Below are 25922 nucleotides of genomic sequence, written 5' to 3' on the forward strand. Positions count from 1 at the left end.
GTCGGCATGACCCGCTACCAGGAACACGAATGGCTGGCCAAGGCCGAGCCGATTGGCAGGGTTGGTACGTCTCTACGCGGTCTGGGGCTAACGAGGAGCACAAGGGGAATGCGGTGGCATTGTCGGCCAGGAGGGCGTCAAGAATGCGGAGCTTAAACAACGGGCGCTCCGTAATACCAGGGTGGATTCTGCGCATTCACCGCGAGCACTTGTGGTGCGGGGGGGTATCGACGATGAGTGGTGGTTGGCCCCGTAACGGCGGGTAGATCTTCATCCCTCTCATGATTCTAAAGATGGAAGGCTAGGTTGAGTCCCCAATAAAGGTGTAGGGCGGCGGCCCCGTCGTGATCGTCTCGGACATGGGGGCGGCCACCGCGTAATCCTTCGAGTCTGTTTTCTGAAAAATCCTCGAACGGAGTCCCCACGATGACCGCCCCCCGTGTTGTCGACTCTGCCGGCCTGTTCGGTGAGGCCCTAGCCGAGACCTCTCCCGAACTAATGCGCAGCCTGCTGCAGGAAATGATGAATGTCCTACTCGAGGCGGATGCCGATGCTGTTATCGGGGGCGGAGTACGGCCGGGTTGCCCGACGCAACGGCTACCGCCACCCCAACCTCGATACCCGGGTCCGCGCCCTCGACGATACGATCCCCAAGCTCCGCACGGGCACCTACTTCCCCGAATGGCTGCGCCGGCGGCGCAAGCGTTCAGAATCTGCGCTAGCCACGGTGGTCACGGGCTGTTACCTCGTCGGCGTCTCGACCCGTCGCACGCCCCCCGCTGCGCGCCGCGCGTTGCCCACAGTGGGGGATACCCCCAAGTTGATAAAGACCCTCGATATCCTCAGCTTCTCGAATTCGCGGGCCAGCAGGATGGCGGCCGATCTTGACGAGCATGTGGAACAGTTTCATCACCCGCCCTTGGAAGAGGCTGGTCCGTTGACGTTCATCTCCGCCGACGCACTGACCATGAAGGTCCGCGAGAGCGGGCGGATGATCCAGGCCGTCGCGCTACTGGCGACCGGTGTGAACGGGGACAGGCACCAAGAGGCGATTGGCATGCCGGTGGCGACCAGCGAGACCGGCGCTACGTGGAACAGCTTCTCCGCCAATCGTGTCTCTAGGTGTTGTGGGGCATGAGGTTCTTGTCACGGGTGTGGCGGTGAGATGAGGAACGGGCTCCTCGTCACAGGATGGAAGTTCCTACACCACCCACCTGTCTGGAAGAGCCCGTTCATGACCCACGCTAATGCACCCCTGACCCCGACCGGCCGACTACGTATGGTGCACCGTCATCTCCGCGACGGTGTTGCTTAGGCCCATGTGGCCGCGGAGTTCCGTGTCTCCCGTCCTACCGTGGCGACCTGGGTGGCCCGCTACCGCGCCGAAGGCGAAGCGGGCCTGCATGACCGCTCCAGCCGACCAGGATCCTATCCATCCCAGATCAGCTCTGATCTCATTGCCGAGATTGATTCCCTGCGGCGGCAGAAGAAGTGGTCAGCTCGCCGGATCCATCACCACCTGCAGGGACTGGGATACCAGCTGCACCTGCGCACCGTGGGCCGGTGGTTGCACCGACTCGGGATCTCCCGGCTACGTGATCTCACCCCGGACGGGGAGAACCTGCGCCGGGCACCCCAACGCATCCGGGCCGGGTGGGCCGGGCACATGATCCACCTGGATGTGAAGAAGCTTGGGCGGATTCCCGACGGGGGTGGTTGGTGGGCCCACGGGCGAGGCTCCCAACAGGCCCTGGCTTCCAAACGCGCCCACAAGCAACGCGTCGGGTACACCTACCTCCACTCAGCCGTGGACGGTTTCTCCCGTCTGGCCTACACCGAGGCCCTCGATGATGAGAAAGCGGCCACCACGATCGGGTTCTTCTGCCGCGCACGGGTGTTCTTCACCGCCCACGGCATCACCCGCATCCACCGGGTAGTCACCGACAACGGCGCGAACTACACCGCCCGGGACTTCACCAGGGCCGTGGAAGCACTGGCCAGCCGGCACCAGCGGATCCGGCCCTACACGCCCCGGCACAACGGGAAGGTCGAGCGCTACAACCGGCTACTGGCCGATGAGGTGCTCTACGCCCGCTCGTATCCCAGCGAGCAGGCCCGCCGGGAGGCGATCGGGGTGTGGGTGAACCACTTCAACTACCATCGGCCTCACACCGCCTGCGGCGATCAACCCCCGGCCTCACGCACCCCAACCCGCGTCAACAACGTCACGCCCTCCTACACCTAGGGGCGGTCAGGGGAGCTAATCGGCCACACGCCGCTCTGAGACGCATAGTTTGAGAGCAGGCCTGTAGCATAAGTCTAATCAAGGAAGTCGGCGGTCCGTCGTATACGATGTGGTCACTCGAGACAGCGATGCGCCCGGCACTACCGACTCACTGCATAACGGCAATATGGGATCTTCGACATGTCCCTCAAATTCTAAGCCAGCGCAACTAAGTCCGCTTACACGATTAATCCCCCAACCCGTAAAGATAGGAGATGCGACGGCCAAGAACCACCCGCTCGTATAAGATAGCAGCAATGGACAACAACACGCACGCCATCGGTCGAAGGAGGAGGGAAACAGATGACTAGAACCTCAACCAGAAGACCACATAAGGATCAACACCTCAACCTATGCCAACACACCCCACTGGATAGGGGCTGGAAGGCATCTAGACCGCATTTTTTTCGAGATAATCACATTGGATGGACCCTGACCCTAGCTCTACGAGGCAGATTGTAGTTGGATGTTTGCATGACGGACAAGAAGCCTAACACTTTGCTAGCATCGCCCCCGGCCGCGCCCCTATCAGACAGTCTTTCGCGGCGGCGGACACGGTGTCCGACAAACTTGATAGGCGTGATTGCGCGCGAACGTATTCACCGTGAAAAGTAAAAATGAGAGTTAAGTATAGCGTGCAAATAAGACATAAATCCGACCGTAATATGTAACTGCGATGGACTTGCGGCTATCCTGGCAATCTCCATCACTGAATTTTTCAGTTAATTCAGTATGAGATTACCGACTATTTACTAATACTTGCTAAACGAACAATTGGCTAGAAGTGGTGAAGAATGAATAACCAAGATGCAGACGGTAGAGAATTTGAATTAAGAGCCCTGCGGCTCGTCCAAGCAATCCATGATCCTTCGGGAACCCAAGGTGCTGAGATGCACTCAGGAAAGGAACGAGATGGGGTATTTATTGGCGACTCGAACATCGACGTCTATGAATTCACCACTTCACAAAGCAAACAAAAATCTATAAAAGATGGAAGGAAAATCGCCGAATTAATTCAGGACCTATCTCGAAAGCCTGAAAATCTTTACAAGGCCGCCCGAGGTTTTTTTGTGACACAGAAAGAACCAACGGCGGAGCAAAGGACCGCAATTAAGGAGATCGCCCAACGAGAAGGCTTGCAGCTGTTCGCGCTCAGCGTTGACTCATTACGATCTCGGCTAATCAACTCAGAGCAGTACGTGCAGAAACGGCGACTGGCTCCATTCGGGAGCACGGACATGCAGGAGGTGCGTGGACACGAAATCCGCCGCAGCTATCCTTACGTTCCACAGCGGTTTATAGGAGAGGAACCAGCCGAAACCATTGGGTTAGCGGAATTAGTATCTAAACTTTCGGCTGGCGAACGCATACTTGTCGTGGGCGATTACGGCGGAGGCAAGAGCGAAGCTCTCCGGCAAGCCTTTGAAAAGCTCCGTTCGTTGCACTTCAAGAACCAAGTTAAAAACAAGTTCCCTTTGCATATAAATATAAATGACATGCAAGGATTAAATACCCCGGTGGAGATTATTCGTCGGCATGCGGAGGAAGTAGGGTTTGCAGGTGACATGTCGCTGATCTCGGCTTGGCGCTCCGGATTGTGCGACTTGCTGCTGGATGGCTTCGACGAACTAATCCCTAGCAGGTGGGTGGGCGGCGCCCGTGACTTACGGAACGTACGAAAGAGTGCCCTCAACTCTATTCGAAGACTTATAGCTGAAACCCCCAAGGACAGCGGAATAATAGTTTCGGGTAGAATGCAGTATTTCTCCGGGATTAGAGAGCTGCGGCAAGTCCTAGGCCTTCCTGATGCGACGGTATTCAGGGTCGATGAGTTCTCGGATGAGGATGTTGAAAACCTCATTCGTGAAACCGATTTTGAAATTCCTTCTTGGCTCCCACGACGACCTTTACTTGTAAAATACTTGCATGAAGAGAACCGCCTGTCGCAGGACTTTTTTATGTCTGAACATGCAGAGTCGGACGCGTGGCACCGGCTTTTTAGCCAGATTGCACAGCGCGAATCGGAAAGAATTCCGTCCATCACGGCTGATAATGTAATGCGACTTATAGCTCGCGTGGCAACACTCGGCCGCGACAAGGACAAGGGTTTAGGTCCCATCTCATTGAGTGATATGCAGTCGGCATTTCTCGATGTATGCAATTATGAGCCCGAACAAGAGGGCTTGCAGCTGCTACAACGACTCCCTGGGTTGCGGCCCGAACCATCCCCATTCGACCCGACCTCCGGTAATGTTGGGAGTGAAGGTGAATACCGGCGTTTTATTGATCAGTCTCTTGCGGATGCTGCCTTTGGCTTTGATTTGGCAGATTATGTCGCCAACCCGTATAACACTTCTCACCCTTTGACTAAATCTGGTCCTTGGAACTGGGTTACCGGCCCCATTTCGGCTGCCGTGGCAGTGCTACAGCTTCGAGATCAATCCATTAGTCCCGGACAAGTCATGTCAACAGTGAAGCACCGAGTCGATCTTCTGCAGTTTGATGCCATTCTTTACGAGCTCTGCTTAGTTGCAGATTTCATGGAAGCACAGTTGAAGCTGCTGGGCAGACCCATGGTAAGGGAAATTTTCATACCCTCGCTGACAACTGGCGGCGGGGCTTTCATCGATTATATGCAATTCAACGAGTGCGTCTTTGAAAGTGTGGACATTTCAGAATCACAACCCAGCACCTCTTCAGTGCCAGAATTTCGCAATTGCTTGATACAAGAGTTAGTCGGCCTTCCTTCGATTCCCGAGTCTCTATCTAATAATTTTCTCGGCACGGAGATTGATACCTTCGTCTCGAGCAGTTACACGAACGCGGGGATTCTTGATTTGGCCATTCCCGCTGAGGATAAGGTTGCTTTGACAATTTTGCGAAAAGTATATAAACAGAAGGGCAGCGCAAGAATGTCAAGCGCTTTGACGCGTGGGCTACCTCTCCAACTTCGAGAAATTGTTCCTCAAATTATAGAGGATCTTATGTCAAAGGGGTTATTACGGCAGGTTACCACGCGTTCGGGTGGCCTATACGGACCAATCGCGGCGCGACGCAATGAGGTATTGGCTGTTATGGAAAACCCCAGTGACCTGAAGTTGCTAAAGTAGATGCGCAAGTTTTGGCCAAACGCGAGTCCCGTGGCTCTTAAGATCTCCATGCAGTCTATGACATTCATTTAAGGGTTGCACGTGAAATTGGAGCTAGTTTGAAACTCGACTCGAAGTCATCTTGTGCTGCCTAGTCGTCCCGCAGGATGCACGGATGGTTGCGCATATTACTCAGACTTATTGGCGTAAGTGGCGTGACGGGGGAGGGTTTTAGGGGTGGAGTTGTCAATTAGACTATTAGTTTCATGAACCCCTCCAACCGCTCGAGGTACGGGGCGATGTCCAATCCCTCCCCCGCCAGCCACTCGTCCGAGTAGTACTTGTCCAGGTAGCGGTCCCCGGGGTCGCACATCAGCGCGATCACGCTGCCCCGCTCCCCCGCCCGGACCATATCGGAGATGATGCGGAACGCCGCCCACAGCCCCGTGCCCGTGGAGGCCCCGGCCTTGCGACCGATCAGGGTGTCCAGGTGGCGGATCGCGGCGACCGCGGCGGCGTCGGGAACGCGGATCATCCGGTCGATCGCCGAGCCCATGAAGCTCGGCTCCACGCGCTGCCGGCCGATGCCCTCGATCCGGGACCCGAGCGGCGTCGTCACCGAGGGGTCCTGCTCGCGCCAGGCCGGGAGGAAGGCCGAGTTCTCCGGGTCCGCCACGCACACCCCCGTCTGGCGGCCGGTGTAGCGCACGTAGCGGGCGATCGTCGCGGAGGTCCCGCCGGTGCCTGCCGTGGCCACGATCCACGCGGGATCCGGATAGCGCTCCTGGGACATCTGCGCGAACAGCGACTCCGCGATGTTGTTGTTCCCGCGCCAATCCGTGGCCCGTTCGGCGAACGCGAACTGGTCCATGTAGTGACCGCCGGTCTCGCGCGCGAGGCCCGCAGCGACGTCGTACACCTGGTCCGGGCGCTCCACGAAATGGCAGCGACCGCCGTGCAGCTCGATCAGGCGGATCTTGTCACGGCTGGTCCCCTGGGCCATGACGGCGATGAACGGCACCCCGATCAGCCGTGCAAAGTACGCCTCGGACACCGCCGTGGACCCGCTCGACGCCTCGATCACCGGCCGCCCCCTGCGCACCCACCCGTTGCACAGCGCGTGCAGAAATAGCGAGCGCGCCAGGCGGTGCTTGAGCGAGCCCGTGGGATGCGTGGACTCGTCCTTGAGGTACAGGTCCACGCCCCACTCCTCGGGCAGCGGCACCGACAGCAGGTGCGTGTCCGACGACCGGTTGCCCTCCGCCCGCACCTACGCCCCGGCCTCTGCGCACCATCGCCGGGCCTCCGCGTCGAAACGGTCGATGTCCTCCTCGGGCGCCACCGCCGACGACGCCGCTGGCTCCCCCACGCTCATTCCTCGAGTGCTCATGAGGGAAGCCTATGCCGGGCCCACTTCCCCGCGGGGCATCCCGTCACCGCAGCCAGCCGGGGTGGGCGTCACCCCACGGTTCGATCTCGTGGCACACCTCGACCGCGGCATTCGGCATGTCCGGGGCGGTTCCGGTGACCACGGCGCCGTCCTCGAGCAGCATGGCCGCCGCGCCGTGCTCCGACCCGTCCGGAAACCGGGTTTCGAGTAGTGCCTTGCACTCGGTCACGGCGTAGTCCAGGGCGGAAGTGTCCATGGCCGGAGCCTATCGGGGAGCGCGCCGCATGGGTCGATTGGCCAGTCGGCCAGAGTTGCCCGCGGTACGACCACGTTCCGACGCCGGCCCGGCGGACGATCGAACCCTCGGACCGACCGAGGTGACGGTCGTACGGTGGAGCTGCAGCGGCGTCGTCTCCTCGCGGACGTGCAGGCGCACCAGCGCAACGTGGCTCACGGAGGCGCCCCGGCGGCGTCGCACTGAGTGCCCGCGGACGCCCGGGACGGGGCCTGACCGACGACCCGCCCCGGGCGCTGAGCCGGGCGCGCGCAAGCCGCTCCACCCCACCCGCGACCGGCAACGGCACCCGCCCGTATCGCAACCCGGCCCGGCGTTGCCCACCCCGACCACCACTGATACCCGTTCGTCATGAAACTCGCGAGTAAGTGTTCTGGATCACCCCAGCACTGTATGAATGGGAACCTCCGGTTGTCCGGCCCTTCGCACGCGCGAGAGGCGCGGGACCCGGGCGATCCGTCGGACCCGTTCAGTGGAGGCCCCATGCCCCGTACACTCAACCGCCGCGCGCTCCTGGCCGCAGCGGCGTCGTTACCCGTGCTGGCCGGTGTGGCCGGGTGCTCGGGCGGCTCGAAGGCCGCCGGGGGCTCCCAGCAGCTCGTGTGGTCCACGTACGGCGTGGGCACGGGCACGTACAACGACCTCGCCGCGGTGGCCAACACGCTGACCCAGAAGACGGGCCGGCAGATCCGGCTGATGACCTCGGACACCGGCATCGGGCGCCTGGCGCCGCTGATCAACGGGACCGCGCAGTACTCGCGCACCGGGGACGAGTACTACTACGCGTTCGAGGGCAACGACGAGTACTGCTCGGAGCAGTGGGGCCCGCAAGCCCTGCGCCTGGTGTGGACTCCCCCGGGCAACTACGGGGTGCTGGTGCGCAAGGACAGCGGCATCGAGACCGTGGCGGACCTCAAGGGGAAGAAGTTCCCCAAGCTGATCGCGAGCACGTCCATCAACCGCAAGATGGAGGCGATCCTCAACTTCGGCGGCCTCACCGGCAAGGACGTCCAGATGGTGGACGTCACCTACAGCGGCCAGATCGAGGCGCTGAAGACCGGGCAGATCGACACCCTGTACCAGAACGTGGTGGGCGCCAACGTCTCTGAGCTCGCGTCCCAGTACCCCATCCGCTGGCTGAACCTGGGCGGCGGCACACCCGACCAGTACGCCACGTGGAAAGAGCTGGCCCCCATGGTCAAGCCCGGGGAGTTCTCCAAGGGCGCGGGCCTGGCCAAGGGCGAGACGGCGGTGAACATGCAGTACACCATCCCGGTGGTCGCCCGCGCGGACCGCCCCGCGGAGGAGGTGGCCGCGCTGGTCGCGGACATGGACCGCTACTACCCGGACTACAAGGACACCACCCCGGACGCCCACCGCTTCGGCACGAACCAGATCCAGCTCACGCCCCTGGTGATCCCGTTCCACGACGCCATGGTGGAGTTCCTCACCAGCAAGGGCCGCTGGAGCAAGGACCTGCAGACCCGCCAGGACGCCCTGCTGGAGCGCGAGCGCCGCATGCACGAGGCCTGGCCCGCGTTCTGGCAGGACCACAAGGACCGTGAGGACCCCAAGTCCGCGCGCAAGGAGTGGGTGGACTGGAAGAAGGCCAACCTTCCCGAGCTCCCGGACACCCCCGGCACCCTGCCCGGCGCCTCGTCCACCACCGCACCCTCCGGAGGCCACGCATGAGCACCCCGTACCAGACCGACGACGCCGCCGGCCCCGCCAGTGCCTCGGGTTCCGCTGGCACCGCTGGCCCCATCACCACCCCCGGACCGGCCATCGACCCCCGCACCGGCGCTGAGATCACCGCCACGCACCCGCACGGGGGCGACGACGCCGCCCAGCCCACCATGCCCTCGGACGTCTCCCTGCACGACGCGAGCCCGCGGCTGACGCCGTTCTGGCGCAGCCTGGTGATCGTGCTGACCGTGGTGGGCGTGCTGTTGACCATGAACCAGGTGTTCTTCTGGAACGTGGGCGGGGTGACCATCCCCACCAACTCGTTCCTGTACCTGCTGATCGCGGTGTTCGTGCCGATCGTGTTCATCGTGACGCCCATCCGCAAGCACGCCCCCGGGGCCGCGGCTCGGCAGCGGCGGGGCGTGCCGTGGTACGACGTCCTGCTGCTGCTGGCCGTGGTGGGCACCAGCGCGTACTTCGCGGTGCATGGCATCGAGATCCAGGAGTACGGCTGGCAGTACATGGCCCCCACCCTGGCCACCGTGCTGAGCTTCGTGTTCTGGGCCCTGATCCTGGAAACCCTGCGCAGGGCCGCCGGTCTGGTGGTGCTCGTGATCGCGTTCCTGTTCTCCGTGTACCCGCTGTTCGCGGGGATCATCCCGCTGTCCTTCCTGCAGGGCATCTCCTACGACCTGCCCACCCTGGCCCAGGTGCACACCATGGGCGTGGACAGCGTGCTGGGCCTGCCCCTGCAGACCGCGGGCACCATCCTGGTGGGCTTCCTGCTGTTCGGCGTGGTGCTGCAGCACACCGGCGGTGCGGACTTCTTCCACGAGCTGTCCATGGCCGTGTTCGGCCGCTACCGCGGCGGCTCCGCCAAGGTGGCCGTGGCGAGCTCCGCGGCCATGGGCATGATGAGCGGCTCGGCGGTGTCCAACGTGCTGACCACGGGGCCCATGACCATCCCGGCCATGAAGCGCTCCGGGTTCAGCGCCCGGGTGGCCGGGGCCGTGGAGGCCACCGCATCCTCCGGCGGCTCCATCACCCCGCCCATCATGGGCACCGCGGCGTTCCTGATGGTCTCCTTCGTGGGCGTGCCGTACACGTCCATCCTGGTGGCGGCCACCATCCCCGCGATCCTCTACTACCTGGGCATCTTCCTGCAGATCGACGGCTACGCCGCCCAGCGTGGCCTGCGCGGCACGCCCAAGAACCTGCTGCCGCGCGCCCGCCACGCCCTGGCCATGGGCTGGCCCTACCTCGGCGCCCTGGCCGTGCTCACGGCGCTGCTGTTCACCACGGACTCCGAGGCCCGGGTGCCGTACTGGGTGGTGGCCATCCTGCTGCTGATCGCCCTGGTCAAGCCCAGCGTCACGTTCGGCCCCCGCCAGTGGGTGGACATGGGCGTGGACGTGGGCAAGACGCTGGCGCAGATCGTGGGCATCATCGCGGGCGTGGGCCTGATCCTGGGTGGGCTGACCGCCACGGGCGTGGCCCTGTCCCTGTCCCGCGACCTGGTGGCCCTGGTGGGCGACAACGTGGTGCTCATCCTGATCGCCGGCGCCGTGGTGTGCTTCATCCTGGGCATGGGCCTGACCATCTCCGCCGCGTACGTGTTCCTGGCCATCGTGATGGTCCCGGCCGTCACGGCTCTGGGCGTGGACCCGATCGCCGCGCACCTGTTCGTCATCTACTGGGCCTCGGTCTCCTACATCACCCCGCCCGTGGGGCTCGCGGCCTTCGCGGCGGCGGGCATCTCCAAGGCCTCCCCCATGGCCACGTGCTTCTCCGCCATGAAGCTCGGCGCGGTGAAGTACGTGGTGCCGTTCGGCTTCGCGCTCAACCCCGCGCTGGTGGCCCAGGGGGAGCCGGTGCACATCGTGCTGGCCTTCCTCTCCAGCCTCGTGGCGGTCTACGCGATCGCCGCGGCCATGGGCGGGTGGCTCACGTTCGTGGAACGTCAGCTGCCCCTGTACCTGCGGGTGGTTCTCGCGGTGGGCGGATTCATGATGTTCTTGCCTGGGGCCCTGGTCACGCTCATCGGTCTGGCGCTGGTGGTCGCGGCCGCGGTGCTCGCGCGCCTGAGCCGGCCGCGCGCCGTCGTCGACCCCGAGACCGGGCAGATCACCCGGGTGCCGGAGGGAGCCGAGGTTCCCGACGCCGCCCGCGGCACGCACAGCACGCACGGCACCGGTGGTGCCCCCGCGGGTGCGCACGCCCCGCACGAGAACACGAAGGAGAACGCATCATGAGCGCAGAGAACACCGACGTCCTGACCGTGGACGTCACGGACGGGATCGCCCTGGTCACCGTGAACCGGCCGGAGGTGCGCAACGCGATCAACGCGACCGTGCTGCGGGCCATCACAGAGACCCTCGCGGAGCTGGCCGAGAACGATGACGTGCAGGTGCTGGTCTTCACCGGCGCCGGGGACAAGGCGTTCGTGGCGGGCGCGGACATCAACGAGCTCGCCGTGCGCACCCCCAAGGACGGACTGAAGGCCACCATGCAGGGCGTGTACGAGAAGGTGGAGCAGTTCCCCAAGCCCACCATCGCGGCCGTGAACGGCTACGCGTTCGGCGGCGGGCACGAGCTCGCCCTGGCATGCGACATCCGCGTGGCCTCCACGAATGCGCAGTTCGCGCTGCCCGAGACCGGGCTGGGCATCATGCCCGCCGCGGGCGGCACGCAGCGCCTGGCCAAGCTCGTGGGCCTGGGCCGGGCCACCGAGATCGTGCTCACCGGGCGACGTGTGAAGGCGGACGAGGCCCTGGACATGGGGCTGGTGACCGAGGTGGTGGAGCCGGACGAGCTGCTGGTTACCGCCCGCGAGACGGCGCAGGCCATCATGGCCAAGGGCCCGCTGGCCATCCAGCTGGCCAAGACCGTGATCCGCCACGGCTTCGACGTGGACCACCAGACCGGGATCCTGTTGGAACGCCTGGCCCAGTCCGTGCTCTACAGCAGCGCCGAGAAGGCCGAGGGAACCACCGCGTTCCTGGAGAAGCGGACCCCCGATTTCTACAGCGCAGCACAGAAGGACGCGCCGCAGAACGCACAGAAGGACGTGAGCAAGTGAGCGAGAACCCCCTGAAGGACATCCAGCACATCACCGTGATCGGCGCCGGGGCCATGGGCTCCCAGATCGCCATGGTGTGCGCCCTGGCCGGGTACGACACGGACGTGGTGGACATCAAGCAGGAGGCCGTGGACAAGGCCTCCGAGCAGCTGCACTCCCGCATGGACCGGGACGTCAGCAAGGGCCGGCGCACCCAGGAGGACGTCGATGCCGCGTTCGAGCGCCTGACGTTCTCCACGGACCGGGACGCGTGCGCCGCGCAGGCGGACTTCGTGATCGAGGCCGCGGTGGAGGACCTCACCATCAAGCGCCAGGTCTTCGCGGAACTGGACGCCGTGTGCCCCGAGCACACCATCCTGGCCACGAACTCCTCGAACATCGTCTCCTCGCGCGTGGCGGACGCCACCCACCGCCCGGAGAAGGTGTGCAACGTGCACTTCTTCAACCCCGCGCTGGTGATGAAGTGCGTGGAGGTGGTCCCCCACGAGGGCACCTCCCGTGAGACCGTGGAGACCGCCATGGAGCTGGCCCGCTCGATCGGCAAGGCCCCCGTGGAGCTCAAGAAGGAGGTTCCGGGCTTCGTGGCCAACCGCCTGCTCGGCGCCCTGCGCACGGAGGCGCTGAAGCTCTACGAGGACGGGGTGGCGGACTACAAGGACATCGACGTGGCCGCCAAGACCGCCCTGAACCACCCCATGGGCCCCTTCGAGCTCATGGACATGGTGGGCATCGACGTGGTCTACCTGATCCGGCTGGCCGAGTACGAGCAGACCGGTGACCCCGCGTCCCTGCCGGCCGAGTCCATCAAGGCGAAGTACGAGGCCGGTGACTACGGCCGAAAGACCGGCCACGGCTGGTACGACTACGAGTAGGACCCGCTAGGTTCCGGGGACCTCTGTAGCCTGGCCGCGGGGGTCCCCGTAGAGGTTCTGGGCCAGGCGCACCACGGCACACAGCGCGGGGTTGGGGTCCGCCGCGCGCCACATGAGCTGCACGTCCAGGGGGCGCTGCGGCTGGGCGAGGGGCCGGAACACCACGCCGTCCGAGGCGACGTTGTCCCGCACGGTGTCGAGGCTCAGGGCGCAGCCGATCTGGGCGGCCACGAGCACCACCAGGGTCCACGAGTCCGGCGCCACCTGGGCCACGCGTGGCACGAAGCCCGCCGCTGTGGCGAGGGAGGTCAGCCGGTTCTGCAGTGCGGCCCCCGGACCCGAGGGCAGGATCACCCAGGACTCCTCGGCCAGCTGTGACATCTCCACCCGGGGCGCGTCCGCCAGCGGGTGGTTGCTGGGCAGCACCACCATGACCTCCTCGTGGCCCAGCACGGACGAGCGCAGCTCCGAGGGGATGAAATCCCACCGCCCGATGGCCACGTCCAGGGAGCCGCCCAGCACCTTCTGCATGGCGGTGTGGGAGAACTGCGAGCCGTGCAGCTCCAGATGTACCCCGGGGCGGTGGGTGCGCACGTGGCGGGCCAGCTCCCCCACCTGCCGGTTGATGGACGCTCCCGCGAACCCGAGGCGCACGCGCCCGGTCTCTCCGGTCATGGACTTGGCCACCGCGGTGCGGGCCTGTTCCGAGGCCGCTACCAGCTCGCGCGCGGGCTCCAGGAGGGCCGCCCCGGCCGGGGTGAGCGAGACCTGCCGAGTGCTGCGCTCGAACAGCTGAGCACCCAGGGACTTCTCGATGCTCTTGATGAGCCGGCTCAGGGGTGGCTGCGCGATCCGCAGGTTGGCGGCGGCGCGCCCGAAGTGCAGTTCCTCGGCAACCGCCAGGAACGCCTTGGCTTCGTGGACTTCCATGGGCGGAGCCTACGTGATTGTTGCCACACGCGCATCAGTCCACCGCTCTTCTTGTATTGGACAGAACCTAATGACGGTGATTGTGTGGGGTGAAACACAGTCCCCGTCCCAGTGGAGCGTTCATGTCCCTCACCCAGGATCCTGCGACCTCCGGGCCGCTCAGCGGAGTGGTCGTCGCGGACTTCTCCCGCGTGCTCGCGGGGCCTTACTGCACCATGCTGCTCGCGGACATGGGCGCCACCGTGGTCAAGGTGGAGAGCCCCACCGGGGACGACACCCGCGGGTACAAGCCGCCTAGCCGGGACGGGGTGGGCACCTACTACCTCTCCGTGAACCGCAACAAGCACTCCATCGTGCTGGACCTGCGCGATCCGGCGGACCTGGAGACCGCCTACGAGATCATCGACGCCGCGGACGTGTTCATAGAGAACTTCAAGCCCGGCGGGCTGGCCCGCTACGGGTTGGATCCCGAGGCCGTGGCCGAGCGGTGGCCCGGGCTCATCCACACGAGCATCACCGGATTCGGCACGGACCGCGGCGCACACCTGCCGGGCTACGACCTGCTGGTCCAGGGCGTCTCGGGCTTCATGTCCGTGACCGGCTCCGCGGACGGCCCACCCCAGCGGGCGGGCGTGGCGATGTTCGACGTCCTCACCGGGCTGCACGCCGCAGTGGCCGTCCTGGGCGCCCTGCACGAGCGGGACGTCTCCGGCAGGGGCCAGCACATCCACCTGGATCTGCTCTCCTCCGCGCTGTCCTCCCTGGTCAACCAGACCACGGGCTACGCGGCGTGCGGCAACGACCCCCAGCGCATGGGCAACGATCACCCCAGTCTGTTCCCGTACGGACCGTTCCCCACCGCGGACAAGGACCTCATCATCACGGTGGGCAACAACCCCCAGTTCCGGCGTTTCGTCACGGTGCTTGGCCTGCCCGAGCTCGCGGAGGACCCGCGCTTCGACACCGTGGAGAACCGCAACCAACACCGTGAGGAGCTGCGCCCGCTGCTCAACAAGGCGCTGTCCTCGGACACCGCCGAGGTGTGGGCGTCCCGGTTGCAGTCGGAGGGCCTGCCGTGCGCCCCCATCCTCACCATCCCCGAGGGCGTGGAGTACGCGGCCTCCCTGGGCCTGGACCCCGTGGTGCAGGTGGGCGAGGGCGACGAGGCCGTGCCCCTGATCAAGAACCCCGTGACCTTCAGTCGCACCCCGGTGCGCTATGACAAGGCCCCGCCCGCCCTCGGTGCGGACGGCACCGATGTCATGGCCTGGCTGCGTTCCCGTCGCGCCGCCCACGACGACGCCACCGCACCGGACCGCACGGCCGTCGGTGCAGTGCCCGCCGCCGCGCACGACGGCGCCGCCGGTTCCCCGGGCGCGGCCCCGAACCGCGCGTAGCCCCTCCCCACACCAGAATCTCGCGCCGCAGCGAGGCGGAGCCCCGCCTCCCGGCCACCGAAAGGACCCGTGATGAGCGAACTGCTCGAGAACCCCGACTTCTTCCTGCTGGACCAGGAACTCTCCGCCGAGGAGATCGCCCTGCGCGACCGCGTGCGCGCCTACGGTCAGGAGCACGTGCTGCCCGCGATCAACGCGTTCTGGGAGCGCGGCGAGCACCCCCTCCCCGCGTTCAAGGGCCTCGCCGACCTGGGAGTCGTGGGAACGTTCATCGAGGGCTACGGCTGCCCCGGACTCTCCCGCCAGGCCGCCGGGTTGGTGGCCCGTGAGATGGGCCGGATCGACGGCTCCGTGAACACGTTCTTCGGCGTGCACTCCAACCTGTGCATGGGCAGCATCTACATGCTGGGCAATGAGGAGCAGCGCCAGCGGTGGCTGCCCACCATGGCGAAGATCGAGACGACCGGTGCGTTCGCGCTCACCGAGCCCACCCACGGCTCGGACTCGGTGTCCCTGGAGACCTCCGCGCGCCGGGACGGGGACCACTGGGTGCTCAACGGGCACAAGCGGTGGATCGGCAACGGCCACGCCGCGGACGTGATCGTGCTCTATGCCCGGGACGAGGCGGACGGACAGGTCAAATGCTTCGTGGTGGAGAAACAGGAGGACGGCGAGTACCCGCAGGGCTACCTCCCCACCGTGATCGACGGCAAGATCGGCAAGCGCGCCATCAACCAGGCGGACATCGTGATCGAGGACCTGCGGATCCCCGAGGAGAACCGGCTGGAGAACTGCCACAGCTTCAAGGACGTCAACAAGGTGCTCAAGGCCACCCGCGGCGGTGCCTCGTGGGAGGCCGTGGGGCACGGCATGGCGGCGTTCGAGATCGCCGCGAACTACGCCCTGGAGCGTGAACAGTTCGGGATGCCGATCGCCAGCTACCAGCTGGTGCAGGAGCGGCTGGCCACCATGCTCTCGGACCTGACCTCCATGCAGCTGCTGTGCACCCGCATGGCGCAGTTGCAGGAGCGCGACCAACTCACGGACGCCATGGCCTCCATGGTCAAGATGACCACTTCCCGCAAAGCCCTGGCCATGTGCCGCACCGCCCGGGACATGCTGGGCGGCAACGGGCTGTTGCTGGAGTACCACATCGGCCGTCACCTCACCGACATGGAGGTGGTCTCCACGTACGAGGGCACCGACTCGATGCAGGCGCTCATCGTGGGCCGGGAGATCACCCGGATCTCGTCCTTCACGCGTACGCGCAGCTGACGGGGCCGGGCTGGTGGGTACGCCGTAAGGGTTCGTGAGTTCTGTTCCGGGCCTCGCCGCGGGAAGATGATGGGCATGGTTAACCGCGTAGGTAGTCAGTCCTTTGCGACGAGCAGTACCGCTTCGACCTCATTCGTGGGACGTCGCAGGGAACTGAAGGAAGCGCGGGCCACGGTGTCCCGCTCGCGGTTGACGACCCTCACGGGTCCCGGAGGCGTGGGCAAAACCCGCCTGGGGATGGAAGTCGGTCAGCGCTTGCAGACCCATTTCCGCGACGGTGCGTGGATGGTGGATCTGGGATCCCTCAACCCCGGTGCCCCCATCAGCCCGATAGTCGCCTCCGCCCTGGCCATTCAAGACCAGTCGAATCGCGGGGCGCTGGAACGAGTGACGGACTACCTGAAGGACAAGGAGTTGTTGCTGTTCCTCGACAACTGTGAACACGTGCTGTCCGGGGCCGGGGAGTTGGTGGACCGAGTCCTGGCCACGGCCCCGGGGGTGAGGATCCTCACCACCAGCCGTGAGCCCCTGAGCATGGCCGGCGAGGCGGTCTATCCCGTGCCTCCCTTGGCGACACCCTCCGTGGAGGACGACCATGCGGTTCAGGACCTTGAACGCTTCGAATCGATTGCCTTGTTCGTGGACCGTGCACGGAACGTGGTGGGTGACTTCGCGGTCACTCCCGAGAACCAGAGGGCCGTGATCGAGTTGTGCACGCGCCTCGACGGCATGCCACTGGCCATCGAATTCGCCGTTGCGCGGTTGCAGAGCATGTCCGTGACCCAGTTGCTCGATCGCCTGGACCAGCGCTTCCGATTGTTGAGCCGCGGGTCTCGCACTGCTCAGCCCCGGCACCGGACACTCCAAGCGTTGATCGACTGGAGTTACGAGCTCTGCACCCCGGAGGAGCAGGTGCTGTGGCAACGGCTGTCAGTCTTCCCCAGCAGTTTCGATCTGGAAGCCGCCGAGGAGATCTGCAGTTTCGATGGTCTCGTCCCGGATCTCGTTCTGGACTTGTTGGATCGCCTCGTGGCCAAGTCCATCCTGCTCACCGAACGCAACGGGGAGGCAGTGCGCTACCGCCAGCTCATGACCGTGCGTGAATACGGCGCCGACCGGCTGAACGACGGCGCGGCCACTGAGCTGCGCCGTCGTCACCGGGATTGCTTTCTTCGCCGGGCGGAAACCATGGTCGAACAGTGGTCTACTCCGCGCCAGGGTGAGTTCATCCTGCGCGCTCGCACGGAACGCCCCAATTGCATGGCGGCATTGCAGTGGTCCGTAGCCACCCCCGGTGAGATCAACGCTGCTGCACGCCTGGCGGTGGCGTTGCGTCACCACTGGGTGTCGGACGGTTACCTCAGCGAAGGACGTTTTTGGCTCGACCGTGTGCTGGGCGAGTACGACGACGCCCCGGAACGACACGAACGAGGATCCGCGTTGTGGGTGGTCGCCTGGGTCAGCCTGTTGCAAGGCGATCACGAAGCTGGCGCGGAATACCTCGCCGAATGCCGACCGGTAGCCACGGCCCTCGGGGACGACGGCCTGCTTGCTCACACGGAGCACTGGAGCGGTTTGTACGGCATCTTCACAGGGGACCTCTCCTCCGCGATAGTTCACTATGAACGCGCAGTAGCCGCCCACGACCGCGTGGGCGATCTGAGTGCGAGGCTCACGGCACAATTTCAACTTGGTATGGCGCAGGTTTTCCACGGCGATCCCCGGATCGCCCTGGCCACGTGCGACCGTGCCATTAAATCCGCCGCGGAGCACGGCGAGCTCTGGACACGCGCGTATTCTCTCTGGATCAGCGGGATCGGCCTCTGGATGATGGGGGATCATTCGGCAGCTCGAGCGGCCGCCACGGACGCCCTCACCATCCAGAAGAACTTCCACGACGCGATCTACACAGCCCTGACGACCGAACTGCTCTCGTGGGTTGCCGCTTCCACCCGTGATTTCCCGCGCGCCGTGGAACTCTCTGGCGCCGCGGCCTCCGTGTGGCGCAGTCTGGGAACCACGATCCGGGCGTTCGGGCCCCACATCGACGAGATTTCCCGGGCCTCCGCCAAGCGTGTCGGACAAGGACTCGAACCGGGAACGTCGGATTCCTCACCCTTCGAGCACAAGCGCTTGACCAAGGAGGAAGCGATCGCGGTGGCACTCGCCGAACCGCAGGATGCCGATCAGGAGACGGACATCCAACCGCTGACCCGCAAGGAATGGCAGGTCGCTCAACTGGTGGCTCGGGGGCTGACCAGCAGACAGGTGGCCGAAGAACTGGTGGTCTCGCCGCGCACCGTGGACGGCCACGTGGGTCGCATCCTCACCAAGTTGGACGTCACGACCCGCATGCACATCGCATCGTGGGTCGACGGCAGACGAGGAATGTAAGGCGCGAAGCGCGACATGCACTGGCGCCCCGGATCGAGAGGTCCGAGGCGCCAGTGTCAGCCGGTCAGCACGTGAAGAAACGCTGGTGCGGCTGGGACTCAGACGTTGATCATTGCCGCGGAGCGCACCGAAGGAAATACGCCTGAGAGGAACTCCTCGATCTCCGCCGTGTCCCCCAGCGGGAAGATGCCGGCCACGTACTGGTCGGGGCGGACCACTACCACCGCACCGTCCGCGCTGATACCGCGCTCTTCGAAGATGTCGTGTCCCTCCAATGTGCCAAACACCTTCTCCATGTCCGTCAGTCGGAACGTGCCGGTTTTGGGCTTGAACGCCTCCGGCACGTCCGAGACATCGAATTCGGTGTGCCGCTGGCGGTGGATCAACTTGGTGTCGAACAGATCGGGCGACAGTGATCCTTCAGCCCAGTGGGCCCAATCCTGGAGGGTCTGGGAAACTCCCGGAGCTGCGTCGTCAGCGAAAACGTAGACACGCCACCGACCGTCCGCGAAGTGATCGTGCCCGATGTGCATGGGCACCAGATCGCACACACGGCCCGCCATGGCGGACTTGAAACGCCTACCGAGCGGGTATCCCTCAGCAAGTTCCTGGTGCTTGGTGTCCGCCGTGATCATCGATGGCTCGTACTCGGTGAGGTAGCCCGCGTTGAACTCGGCGTTCTTCGTGTAGAAATCCTCCAGTTCGTTGGGGTTCTCGAACTGGTCACTCGGCTGCGCCATGAGGGTGGACCATGCCTTGTCGAACTCGATCAGACGATGGGCGATGTCCTTGCGCTCCTCCGCGTAGGTGCGCAGCAGTTCCACGGGGCTGTTTCCGGAGAGCACGTGGCCCAGTTTCCACCCCAGGTTGAACCCGTCCTGCATGGACACGTTCATACCCTGCCCCGCCTTGGCCGAGTGCGTGTGGCACGCATCCCCGGTGATGAACACGCGGGGGTCCTGGCTGGAGGTCTTCTCCGAGGCGCGGTCATCGAAATGGTCGGAAACGCGGTGACCCACCTCGTAGATCGAGTGCCACACCACGTTCTTCACATCCAGCGTGTACGGGCTCATGATCTGCTGAGCAGTGGCGATCACGTCCTCGAGTGGAGTCTCACGCACGGAGCGATCACCCTCCGCCACTTCACCCAGATCCACGTAGAGCCGGAAGAGGAACCCGCCCTCGCGCGGGATGAGCAGGATGGTGCGACCGGTCGAGGACTTGATGGTGCACTTCTTGCGAACGTCCGGGAAGTTGGTGTCCGCGTGGATGTCCATCACGCCCCACGCATGGTTGGCCTGCTTGCCATGCAGTCGATACCCCAGGGACTTGCGCACATTGCTCCGAGCGCCGTCCGCCCCCACCACATACTTGGTACGCACCTGAAGCTCTTGGCCCTCGTCGGGTCCGGCCGTGCGGCGCAGGGTCACCGTGATCGGGTATTCGCGGTTCTCTTCCTCGGGGGCGACTTCCATGTCCACGAATTCGTAGCCGTAATCCGGTTCCATCCGAGTGGGCGCGTTCTTCATGGACCGATTGAAATGATCGATGATGCGCACCTGGGTGATCAGCATCATGGGCCATTCGCTGAATTCTTCCGGCAATTCGCGGGTGCTCATCTCGCGGATGATACGTTCCGGGTCCTGGGGATCAGGCTTCCAGAACGCCATGTCCGTGATGGTGTGCGCTTCCTCGTAGATCTCGTGGGCGAAGCCGAACGCCTGGAACGTCTCCATGGTCCGGGAGTGCACGCCATCCGCATTGGCCAACGGCAATCGGTGTCCCCGGCGTTCGATCAACCTGGTGTTGACCTCCGGGAACCGGGACAGCTGTGCTGCGGTGATCGACCCGGCGGGACCGCACCCCACGATCAGCACGTCCATGGTGTCGGGCAACTCGGCGGGACGATCCACCCCCGAGCCCTGAGCGGGCATAGTCATGGGATCACCGGTTTGATAGCCATCTACATGAAACTGCATGATATCTCCTGGGAGGAATGGAATGACATTCTGTGTTTTGTCTCACACGATATGGATCTCACTCGGTAACTCACAAGCAGTTCAGCCGCTACAGACAACATCCGCCTCAAAAACTGGATCGGCTAGCATGAAACTGGCGTTGTCGTAAGGGTAGGACTACGCAATTCGACCATTCGGACGAAATCCATATTGATTAGTTACCGAACGCTTTTGATATCTGGCAGATCTCGCCGTCGGAACTCGCCCCAATGAGCACGCTAGGTCCGGATGTCGCCCCAGAACTCGTTCGCTCACTGAGGACCACCCTGGTGGCGCTCTCGGCCCGGGCGGCCCACCCCGGAACTCACAGCACCGTCCGGGCGGAACGTGTCACCATGGGGACGGGCCCGCCACACCCGGGTGGGCCCACCTGTCCTTCTATCGGTGAGGTAAGTCTTCCGTGTCCCACGCCCCCTCCCCCCGCGGCCCCGAGGCCTCCTATCCGCAGTTCGCCGGCCCATCGGCCGGGACCTCCGCCCGCTCGGTGACCACCCGGACCGTGGTCGGTGCCTTCCTGGCGCTCGCGGTGCTGTGGGGTCTGGTCATGCTCATCGCGTACGGCAGTCTGCACACGGTCACGGGTCAGGCACTCGACGAGGTCGCCCTGGCCCAGGCCAAGGCCGACCGCAATGTCTACTTTCCCGGCGCGGCCCTCGTCCTCGCGCAGTACGTCCCGGAGCTCGGGGCGGTGGCCGCCGGTGTCCTTGCGCTCGTGTGGGCCGTGCGCTACCGCCGTTGGACGGCCGCCGTATGTGCCGCGGGGGCGGCGTTCGCTGCGAACGTGACCACCCAGTTCCTCAAGCACGGGGTGCTCGACAAACCCGATTTGGGGATCCAGCAGATCGCGTCCAACTCGTTCCCGTCCGGTCACACGACCGCGGCGGCCTCCGCGCTCATGGCCGTGCTGCTCGTGGCGCCTCCCCACCTGCGGGCCAGGGCGGGGCGCTGGGGAGCCCTGATAGCGGCGGTCACTGGCATGCTCACCATCCTCAACGGTTGGCACCGTCCCACGGACGCCGCGGCCGCGCTGCTCATCGTGGGCGGGTGGGGTGTCGTGGCAACCCTCGTGGCACGCGCCGTCGACGCCGCTCTCTCCCGTACCGACGCCCGTCCCGGAGCGGCATCGCTCCAGTTCTACCGGCAGTTCCGGAAGAACCGTTCGCGTAGACGCCAGGACATCGAATGGAGCGAGGACCGGGGCGAGAGTGCCTATCTTCCGCCGGCCCACGAGCGCGCTGAGCGGCAGTTCGCGGAACAGCAGCGTGGTGAGCAGGAGCGGGCGGCATCGTACCCGCAGGCTCAGCAGGGGTACCCGCACGCGCAGTACGGGCACCAGCAGCCCCAGCCGACGTGGTCGCAGCCCGCCCCCTACGGAGCGCCCGTGTACCGCCCGCGATTCCCCGCGCGACCCCGGTTGGGCACCGCGATCACCCTGACCGTGTTGGCCGCGGCATTGCTCGCGGCAGCAATCTGGTGGCCCTCCCCGACCGTGGCGGGCACGCTCGCCGGGCGGGTCACGCTCACGGCGGGGTACGTGGGCATCGCGGCGGCCGCGGCCCTGGGGTGGTCGCTCGTGGCGCGGCGACTGCGCGACACGACCCGGTGACGGCGGCCCGGTGACAACGAACGCAACTGCTATCGGACGTCCGGGAGTGACGACCGGCTAGATCGCCGCCAATCGGTCCAGGAAAACCCTGGCCACGCCGGCCTGGTACGGCAAGCGGTACATCGAGGCGGTGGACGGGCCCTCACCGGAGAGGCCCACGTCCCGAGCGCGCCGGATGGCCAGCTCCATGGTGTCCGCCTGCTGGGAGACGAAGTTGCCGGTCACGGGCGAACCGTGGCCCGGCACGAACACCCGGTAGCGTTCCAGAGTCGCGAGCGCGCGCAAGGACTCCACCCAGCCCTGGGGGTAGGCGTCCTCGAAGTTGGGGTCCGCCCCCTCCTCCACGAGATCACCGCAGAAGACGACGTCGTCCACGCCCACGCACACGTCGTTGTCCGTATGACCGGGGCCCAGGAAGAACAGGGTGACGGGGCGTTCCCCCAGGTCGATCCGGGTCAGGGAAGGCCTGCGACCGTCCCCCGGAAGAGTGTTGGTGGGCATAACGAGCTGGGTGTCCATGCCCTGGCCCTCACCCATCTCGGGTTCCTGCGTGCTCACGAAACTGCGCTGGTACTCGCCGACCTCCGCCATCGCGGCCGCGCACGCCTTGTGCGCCCAGAACTCGGTGGCCCCGGCGCGCGTGAAAACCGCGTTACCCATGTAGTGGTCGTAGTGCGCGTGCGTGTTCACCACGGTGAGCGGCAGCTCCGTGAGCTCACGCACCGCGGTCAGGATCTCCCGGCCCTGGCGAGGCCCCGCACCCGTGTCGATCACCAGGGCGCGCTGAGTGCCCAGCACCAGACCGGAGTTCAATCTCCAGTTCTCGGTGCCGATCACATAGACGCCGGGGCGCAACTCCTGGGTGCGTGCCATGGGGCTCACTCTATCGGCAACCCCGCACCCTCTACGTATCGCCGCAAGCCACCGGGGCATGGGGCACGACGCCGCTCCGGCCGCCCCGCGCGACGGGAACCCGCGGCGGGGCGGTGCTACTGTGTGCCGCGTGTTTTCGACCAACCCCGACACTCCCGTGACCCCGGCGGGCCGCTTCGCGCCGTCGCCGTCGGGGGACCTGCACCTGGGAAACCTGCGCACGGCCCTGGCCGCATGGGGATTCGCGCGGGCCACGGGGCGCCGCTTCCTGTTGCGCGTGGAGGACCTGGACCGGGTCAAGAAGGGGGCCGCACAGCGCAACGTGGCGGATCTGCGGGCGATCGGCCTCGACTGGGACGGCCCCGTGGACCACCAGTCCGAACGCATTCCCCGATTCCTGGACCGCGTACAGGACCTCACCGAGGCGGGCCTCACGTACGAGTGCTTCTGCACGCGCAAAGAGATCCACGCGGCGGCCTCCGCTCCCCACGGCATCCCGGGCGCGTACCCCGGCACGTGCCGGAACCTGAGTGCGGCCGAGCGCGCGCGACGTCGTACCCAGCGACCCCCCGCCATCCGGCTGAGGGCGCAGACGCGGGAGTTCACGGTGCACGACCACTTCGTGGGCGAGTACACGGGAGCCGTGGACGACATGGTGCTCGTGCGCAACGACGGGACGCCGGCGTACAACCTGGCCGTGGTCGTGGACGACGCCGAACAGGGTGTGGACCAGGTGGTGCGCGGGGACGACTTGTTGTCGTCCGCTCCGCGACAGGCGTATCTCGCGGGGCTGCTGGGGCACCGGGTTCCCGAGTACGCCCACGTGCCGCTGGTGCTCGGTCCCGCCGGGGCGCGGCTCGCCAAGCGGGACGGCGCCGTCACGCTCGGGGAGCTCGAGGACATCGGGTACACGGCGCAGGACGTTCTCGCGTGGCTCGCCGGCTCTTTGGGGATCGTCCACCCCGTGCGCACCACCGCGGACGTGCTGGACTGCTGGGACCCGAGCTCATGGAGGCGCGAACCCGCGACCTTCACACCGTGGCCGGTGACGCGTCCGTAGGGCCTCCGGAGCGGTAGGGTTGTGAACCGTCTCACACGGCTCACATGGGATCTGCGTCACCTCCCCTATACAGTGGGCGCAGTCCAACGACCCCGTACCGGAAGGCTCGAGTATGTCCGATCAGGCGTACCAACTCATGGCAATCCTGGCGTATTTCATCGCCATGATCTGCATTGGCCTGTGGGCCAACAGCAAGACCAAGAACCTCGACGACTACATGCTGGGCGGGCGCAACCTCAAGCCCGGCGTGGCTGCGCTGTCGGCCGGCGCGTCGGACATGTCCGGATGGCTGCTCATGGGTCTGCCCGGTGCCGTGTACCTCTCGGGTCTCGTGGAGGCGTGGCTCGCGATCGGGCTGACCATTGGTGCGTGGATCAACTGGAAGATCGTGGCTCCCCGGTTGAGGGCCTACACCGAGGTCTCCCACAACTCGATCACCATCCCGTCCTTCCTGGACAACCGCCTCAAGGGCAACACCCGCGTGCTGCGCGTGATCTCGGGTGTGATCATCCTGGTGTTCTTCACGTTCTACGTCTCCTCCGGCATGGTGGCCGGCGGTGTGTTCTTCCAGTCCTCGTTCGGCACCAGCTACCTCACGGGCATGCTCCTGGTGGCCGGGGTGACCGTGCTCTACACATTCTTCGGAGGCTTCCTGGGTGCGTCCTACACGGACCTGTTCCAGGGTCTGCTGATGCTGGGCGCGCTGCTGCTCGTGCCGATCGTGGGCATCTTCCTGGTGGGCGGGCCCGGTGAGATGGCCACCCGGATCGAGAACGTGAACCCCGACGCGCTGTCCCTGTTCGCGGGCGGCACTGCGGTGGGCATCATTTCCTCGCTCGCGTGGGGCCTGGGCTACTTCGGCCAGCCCCACATCATCGTGCGCTTCATGGCGCTGCGCACCCCCGCGGACGCCAAGTCCGGGCGCCGGATCGGAATCGGCTGGATGATCCTCACGGTGCTGGGTGCCATCGGCACCGCCCTGGTGGGCATGGCCTACTACGGCAACCGCCCGGGCCAGGAGCCCACGGACCCGGAGGCCATCTTCCTGGACATGTCCCAGGTGCTCTTCCACCCGCTGATCGCGGGCCTCGTGCTCGCCGCTGTCCTGGCGGCCGTGATGTCCACGATCTCCTCGCAGCTGATCGTCTCCTCCTCCGCGCTGGTGGAGGACCTCTACAACCTGGCCGCCAAGCGCACCCCGTCCCCCAGGGCGCAGGTGTGGCTGGGCCGCGGTGGCGTGCTGCTCGTGGCCCTCGTGGCGGCCGCTCTCGCGTGGGAACAGAACTCCACCATCCTGGACCTCGTGGGCTTCGCGTGGGCCGGCTTCGGTGCCGCCTTCGGCCCCGTGGTGCTCATGAGCCTGTTCTGGCGCAAGCTCACCAACGCGGGCGCCATCAGCGCCATGGTCGTGGGTGCCGCGACCGTGTTCCTGTGGCAGTACACCCCGTGGAGTGACCTCTACGAGATCATCCCGGGCTTCATCCTGGGTGGTCTGGTGGGCATCATCGTCTCGCTGGCCACCCACCGGGAGAACCCCGAGATCCAGCGCGAGTTCGACGAGACTCTCCGCCTGGTCCACCACCCCGAGCAAGCCGATCCCACCGCCGCGGCCAAGGCGGCCGCCGGTGGCACCACCCCCGGGACCGTCTGAGTTCCACGGCCTGCGCCGCGGCG

Annotated in this window: 16 protein-coding genes and 2 pseudogenes; 13 read left to right on the top strand and 5 right to left on the bottom strand. The window is 65.3% G+C overall.

Translation table 11 applies throughout. From position 1 onward, the window contains the following. Positions 1 to 426: 426 nt before the first annotated feature. The 3 genes and pseudogenes from RF646_RS01915 to RF646_RS01925 form a co-directional block, all read left to right on the top strand. A pseudogene (locus RF646_RS01915) lies at positions 427 to 1133 on the top strand (transposase); the annotation flags it as partial. 101 nt (positions 1134 to 1234) lie between these two features. Beyond that, positions 1235 to 2245 (top strand): annotated as a pseudogene (locus tag RF646_RS01920) (IS481 family transposase). A gap of 833 nt (positions 2246 to 3078) precedes the next feature. Next, positions 3079 to 5394 (top strand): hypothetical protein, encoded by a 2316-nt coding sequence (locus RF646_RS01925; RefSeq protein WP_368835058.1) that lies wholly within the window; start codon positions 3079 to 3081, stop codon positions 5392 to 5394. A gap of 229 nt (positions 5395 to 5623) precedes the next feature. Here the strand turns inward: RF646_RS01925 and RF646_RS01930 are convergent, their stop codons facing one another. Both RF646_RS01930 and RF646_RS01935 read right to left on the bottom strand, forming a co-directional pair. Continuing rightward, positions 5624 to 6643, bottom strand: a complete 1020-nt coding sequence (locus RF646_RS01930; protein ID WP_368835059.1) for a PLP-dependent cysteine synthase family protein — start codon at positions 6641 to 6643, stop codon at positions 5624 to 5626. A 163-nt stretch (positions 6644 to 6806) separates the two neighbouring features. Further along, positions 6807 to 7019 (bottom strand): hypothetical protein, encoded by a 213-nt coding sequence (locus tag RF646_RS01935; RefSeq protein ID WP_229577899.1) that lies wholly within the window; start codon positions 7017 to 7019, stop codon positions 6807 to 6809. Between the two features lie 522 nt (positions 7020 to 7541). On the opposite strand from RF646_RS01935, the gene RF646_RS01940 reads away from it, so the two are divergent. Genes RF646_RS01940 through RF646_RS01955 form a run of 4 tightly spaced genes read left to right on the top strand, consistent with a single transcriptional unit; the run spans position 7542 to position 12695 of the window. Further along, positions 7542 to 8750 carry a TAXI family TRAP transporter solute-binding subunit gene (locus tag RF646_RS01940; RefSeq protein WP_368835060.1) on the top strand — a complete coding sequence of 403 codons (1209 nt, stop codon included), beginning with the start codon at positions 7542 to 7544 and terminating at the stop codon, positions 8748 to 8750. Then, a complete protein-coding gene (locus tag RF646_RS01945; protein WP_368835061.1) occupies positions 8747 to 10996 on the top strand; it encodes a TRAP transporter permease in 2250 nt (749 codons plus the stop codon). The genes RF646_RS01940 and RF646_RS01945 overlap by 4 nt, the downstream gene beginning before the upstream one ends. Next, a complete protein-coding gene (locus RF646_RS01950) occupies positions 10993 to 11823 on the top strand; it encodes an enoyl-CoA hydratase/isomerase family protein (RefSeq protein ID WP_368835062.1) in 831 nt (276 codons plus the stop codon). The genes RF646_RS01945 and RF646_RS01950 overlap by 4 nt, the downstream gene beginning before the upstream one ends. Further along, entirely contained in the window at positions 11820 to 12695 is an 876-nt protein-coding gene (locus RF646_RS01955; RefSeq protein ID WP_368835063.1) for a 3-hydroxyacyl-CoA dehydrogenase family protein, read from the top strand. Before RF646_RS01950 ends, RF646_RS01955 begins: the two co-directional genes overlap by 4 nt. A gap of 6 nt (positions 12696 to 12701) precedes the next feature. Here the strand turns inward: RF646_RS01955 and RF646_RS01960 are convergent, their stop codons facing one another. Beyond that, on the bottom strand, positions 12702 to 13625 hold the full coding sequence (locus RF646_RS01960; RefSeq protein WP_368835064.1) for a LysR family transcriptional regulator: 924 nt from the start codon (positions 13623 to 13625) through the stop codon (positions 12702 to 12704). A 122-nt stretch (positions 13626 to 13747) separates the two neighbouring features. On the opposite strand from RF646_RS01960, the gene RF646_RS01965 reads away from it, so the two are divergent. The 3 genes from RF646_RS01965 (at position 13748) to RF646_RS01975 (ending at position 18691) form a co-directional block, all read left to right on the top strand. Beyond that, positions 13748 to 15022 carry a CaiB/BaiF CoA transferase family protein gene (locus tag RF646_RS01965; protein ID WP_368835065.1) on the top strand — a complete coding sequence of 425 codons (1275 nt, stop codon included), beginning with the start codon at positions 13748 to 13750 and terminating at the stop codon, positions 15020 to 15022. Positions 15023 to 15094: 72 nt separating this feature from the next. Next, a complete protein-coding gene (locus RF646_RS01970; RefSeq protein ID WP_085106248.1) occupies positions 15095 to 16297 on the top strand; it encodes an acyl-CoA dehydrogenase family protein in 1203 nt (400 codons plus the stop codon). Positions 16298 to 16432: 135 nt separating this feature from the next. After that, positions 16433 to 18691 (top strand): LuxR C-terminal-related transcriptional regulator, encoded by a 2259-nt coding sequence (locus RF646_RS01975; RefSeq protein WP_368835066.1) that lies wholly within the window; start codon positions 16433 to 16435, stop codon positions 18689 to 18691. Positions 18692 to 18789: 98 nt separating this feature from the next. On the opposite strand, the gene RF646_RS01980 is transcribed toward RF646_RS01975, so the two are convergent. Then, positions 18790 to 20670, bottom strand: coding sequence for an FAD-dependent monooxygenase (locus RF646_RS01980; RefSeq protein ID WP_368835067.1), 1881 nt, complete (start codon positions 20668 to 20670; stop codon positions 18790 to 18792). 439 nt (positions 20671 to 21109) lie between these two features. Between RF646_RS01980 and RF646_RS01985 the strand changes: the two genes are divergently transcribed. Then, positions 21110 to 22315: a phosphatase PAP2 family protein gene (locus RF646_RS01985; RefSeq protein WP_368835068.1), complete on the top strand. Its 1206-nt coding sequence runs from the start codon at positions 21110 to 21112 to the stop codon at positions 22313 to 22315. Positions 22316 to 22372: 57 nt separating this feature from the next. Here the strand turns inward: RF646_RS01985 and RF646_RS01990 are convergent, their stop codons facing one another. Next, on the bottom strand, positions 22373 to 23188 hold the full coding sequence (locus RF646_RS01990) for an MBL fold metallo-hydrolase (RefSeq protein ID WP_144997368.1): 816 nt from the start codon (positions 23186 to 23188) through the stop codon (positions 22373 to 22375). 130 nt (positions 23189 to 23318) lie between these two features. On the opposite strand from RF646_RS01990, the gene gluQRS reads away from it, so the two are divergent. Both gluQRS and putP read left to right on the top strand, forming a co-directional pair. Further along, positions 23319 to 24248 (top strand): tRNA glutamyl-Q(34) synthetase GluQRS, encoded by a 930-nt coding sequence (gluQRS, locus tag RF646_RS01995; protein ID WP_368835069.1) that lies wholly within the window; start codon positions 23319 to 23321, stop codon positions 24246 to 24248. A 112-nt stretch (positions 24249 to 24360) separates the two neighbouring features. Then, positions 24361 to 25899 (top strand): sodium/proline symporter PutP, encoded by a 1539-nt coding sequence (gene putP / locus RF646_RS02000; RefSeq protein WP_367401837.1) that lies wholly within the window; start codon positions 24361 to 24363, stop codon positions 25897 to 25899. Positions 25900 to 25922 lie beyond the last annotated feature (23 nt).

Origin of the sequence: Kocuria sp. CPCC 205261, assembly GCF_040981025.1 — a bacterium.
Classification (GTDB): Bacteria; Actinomycetota; Actinomycetes; order Actinomycetales; family Micrococcaceae; genus Kocuria; species Kocuria marina.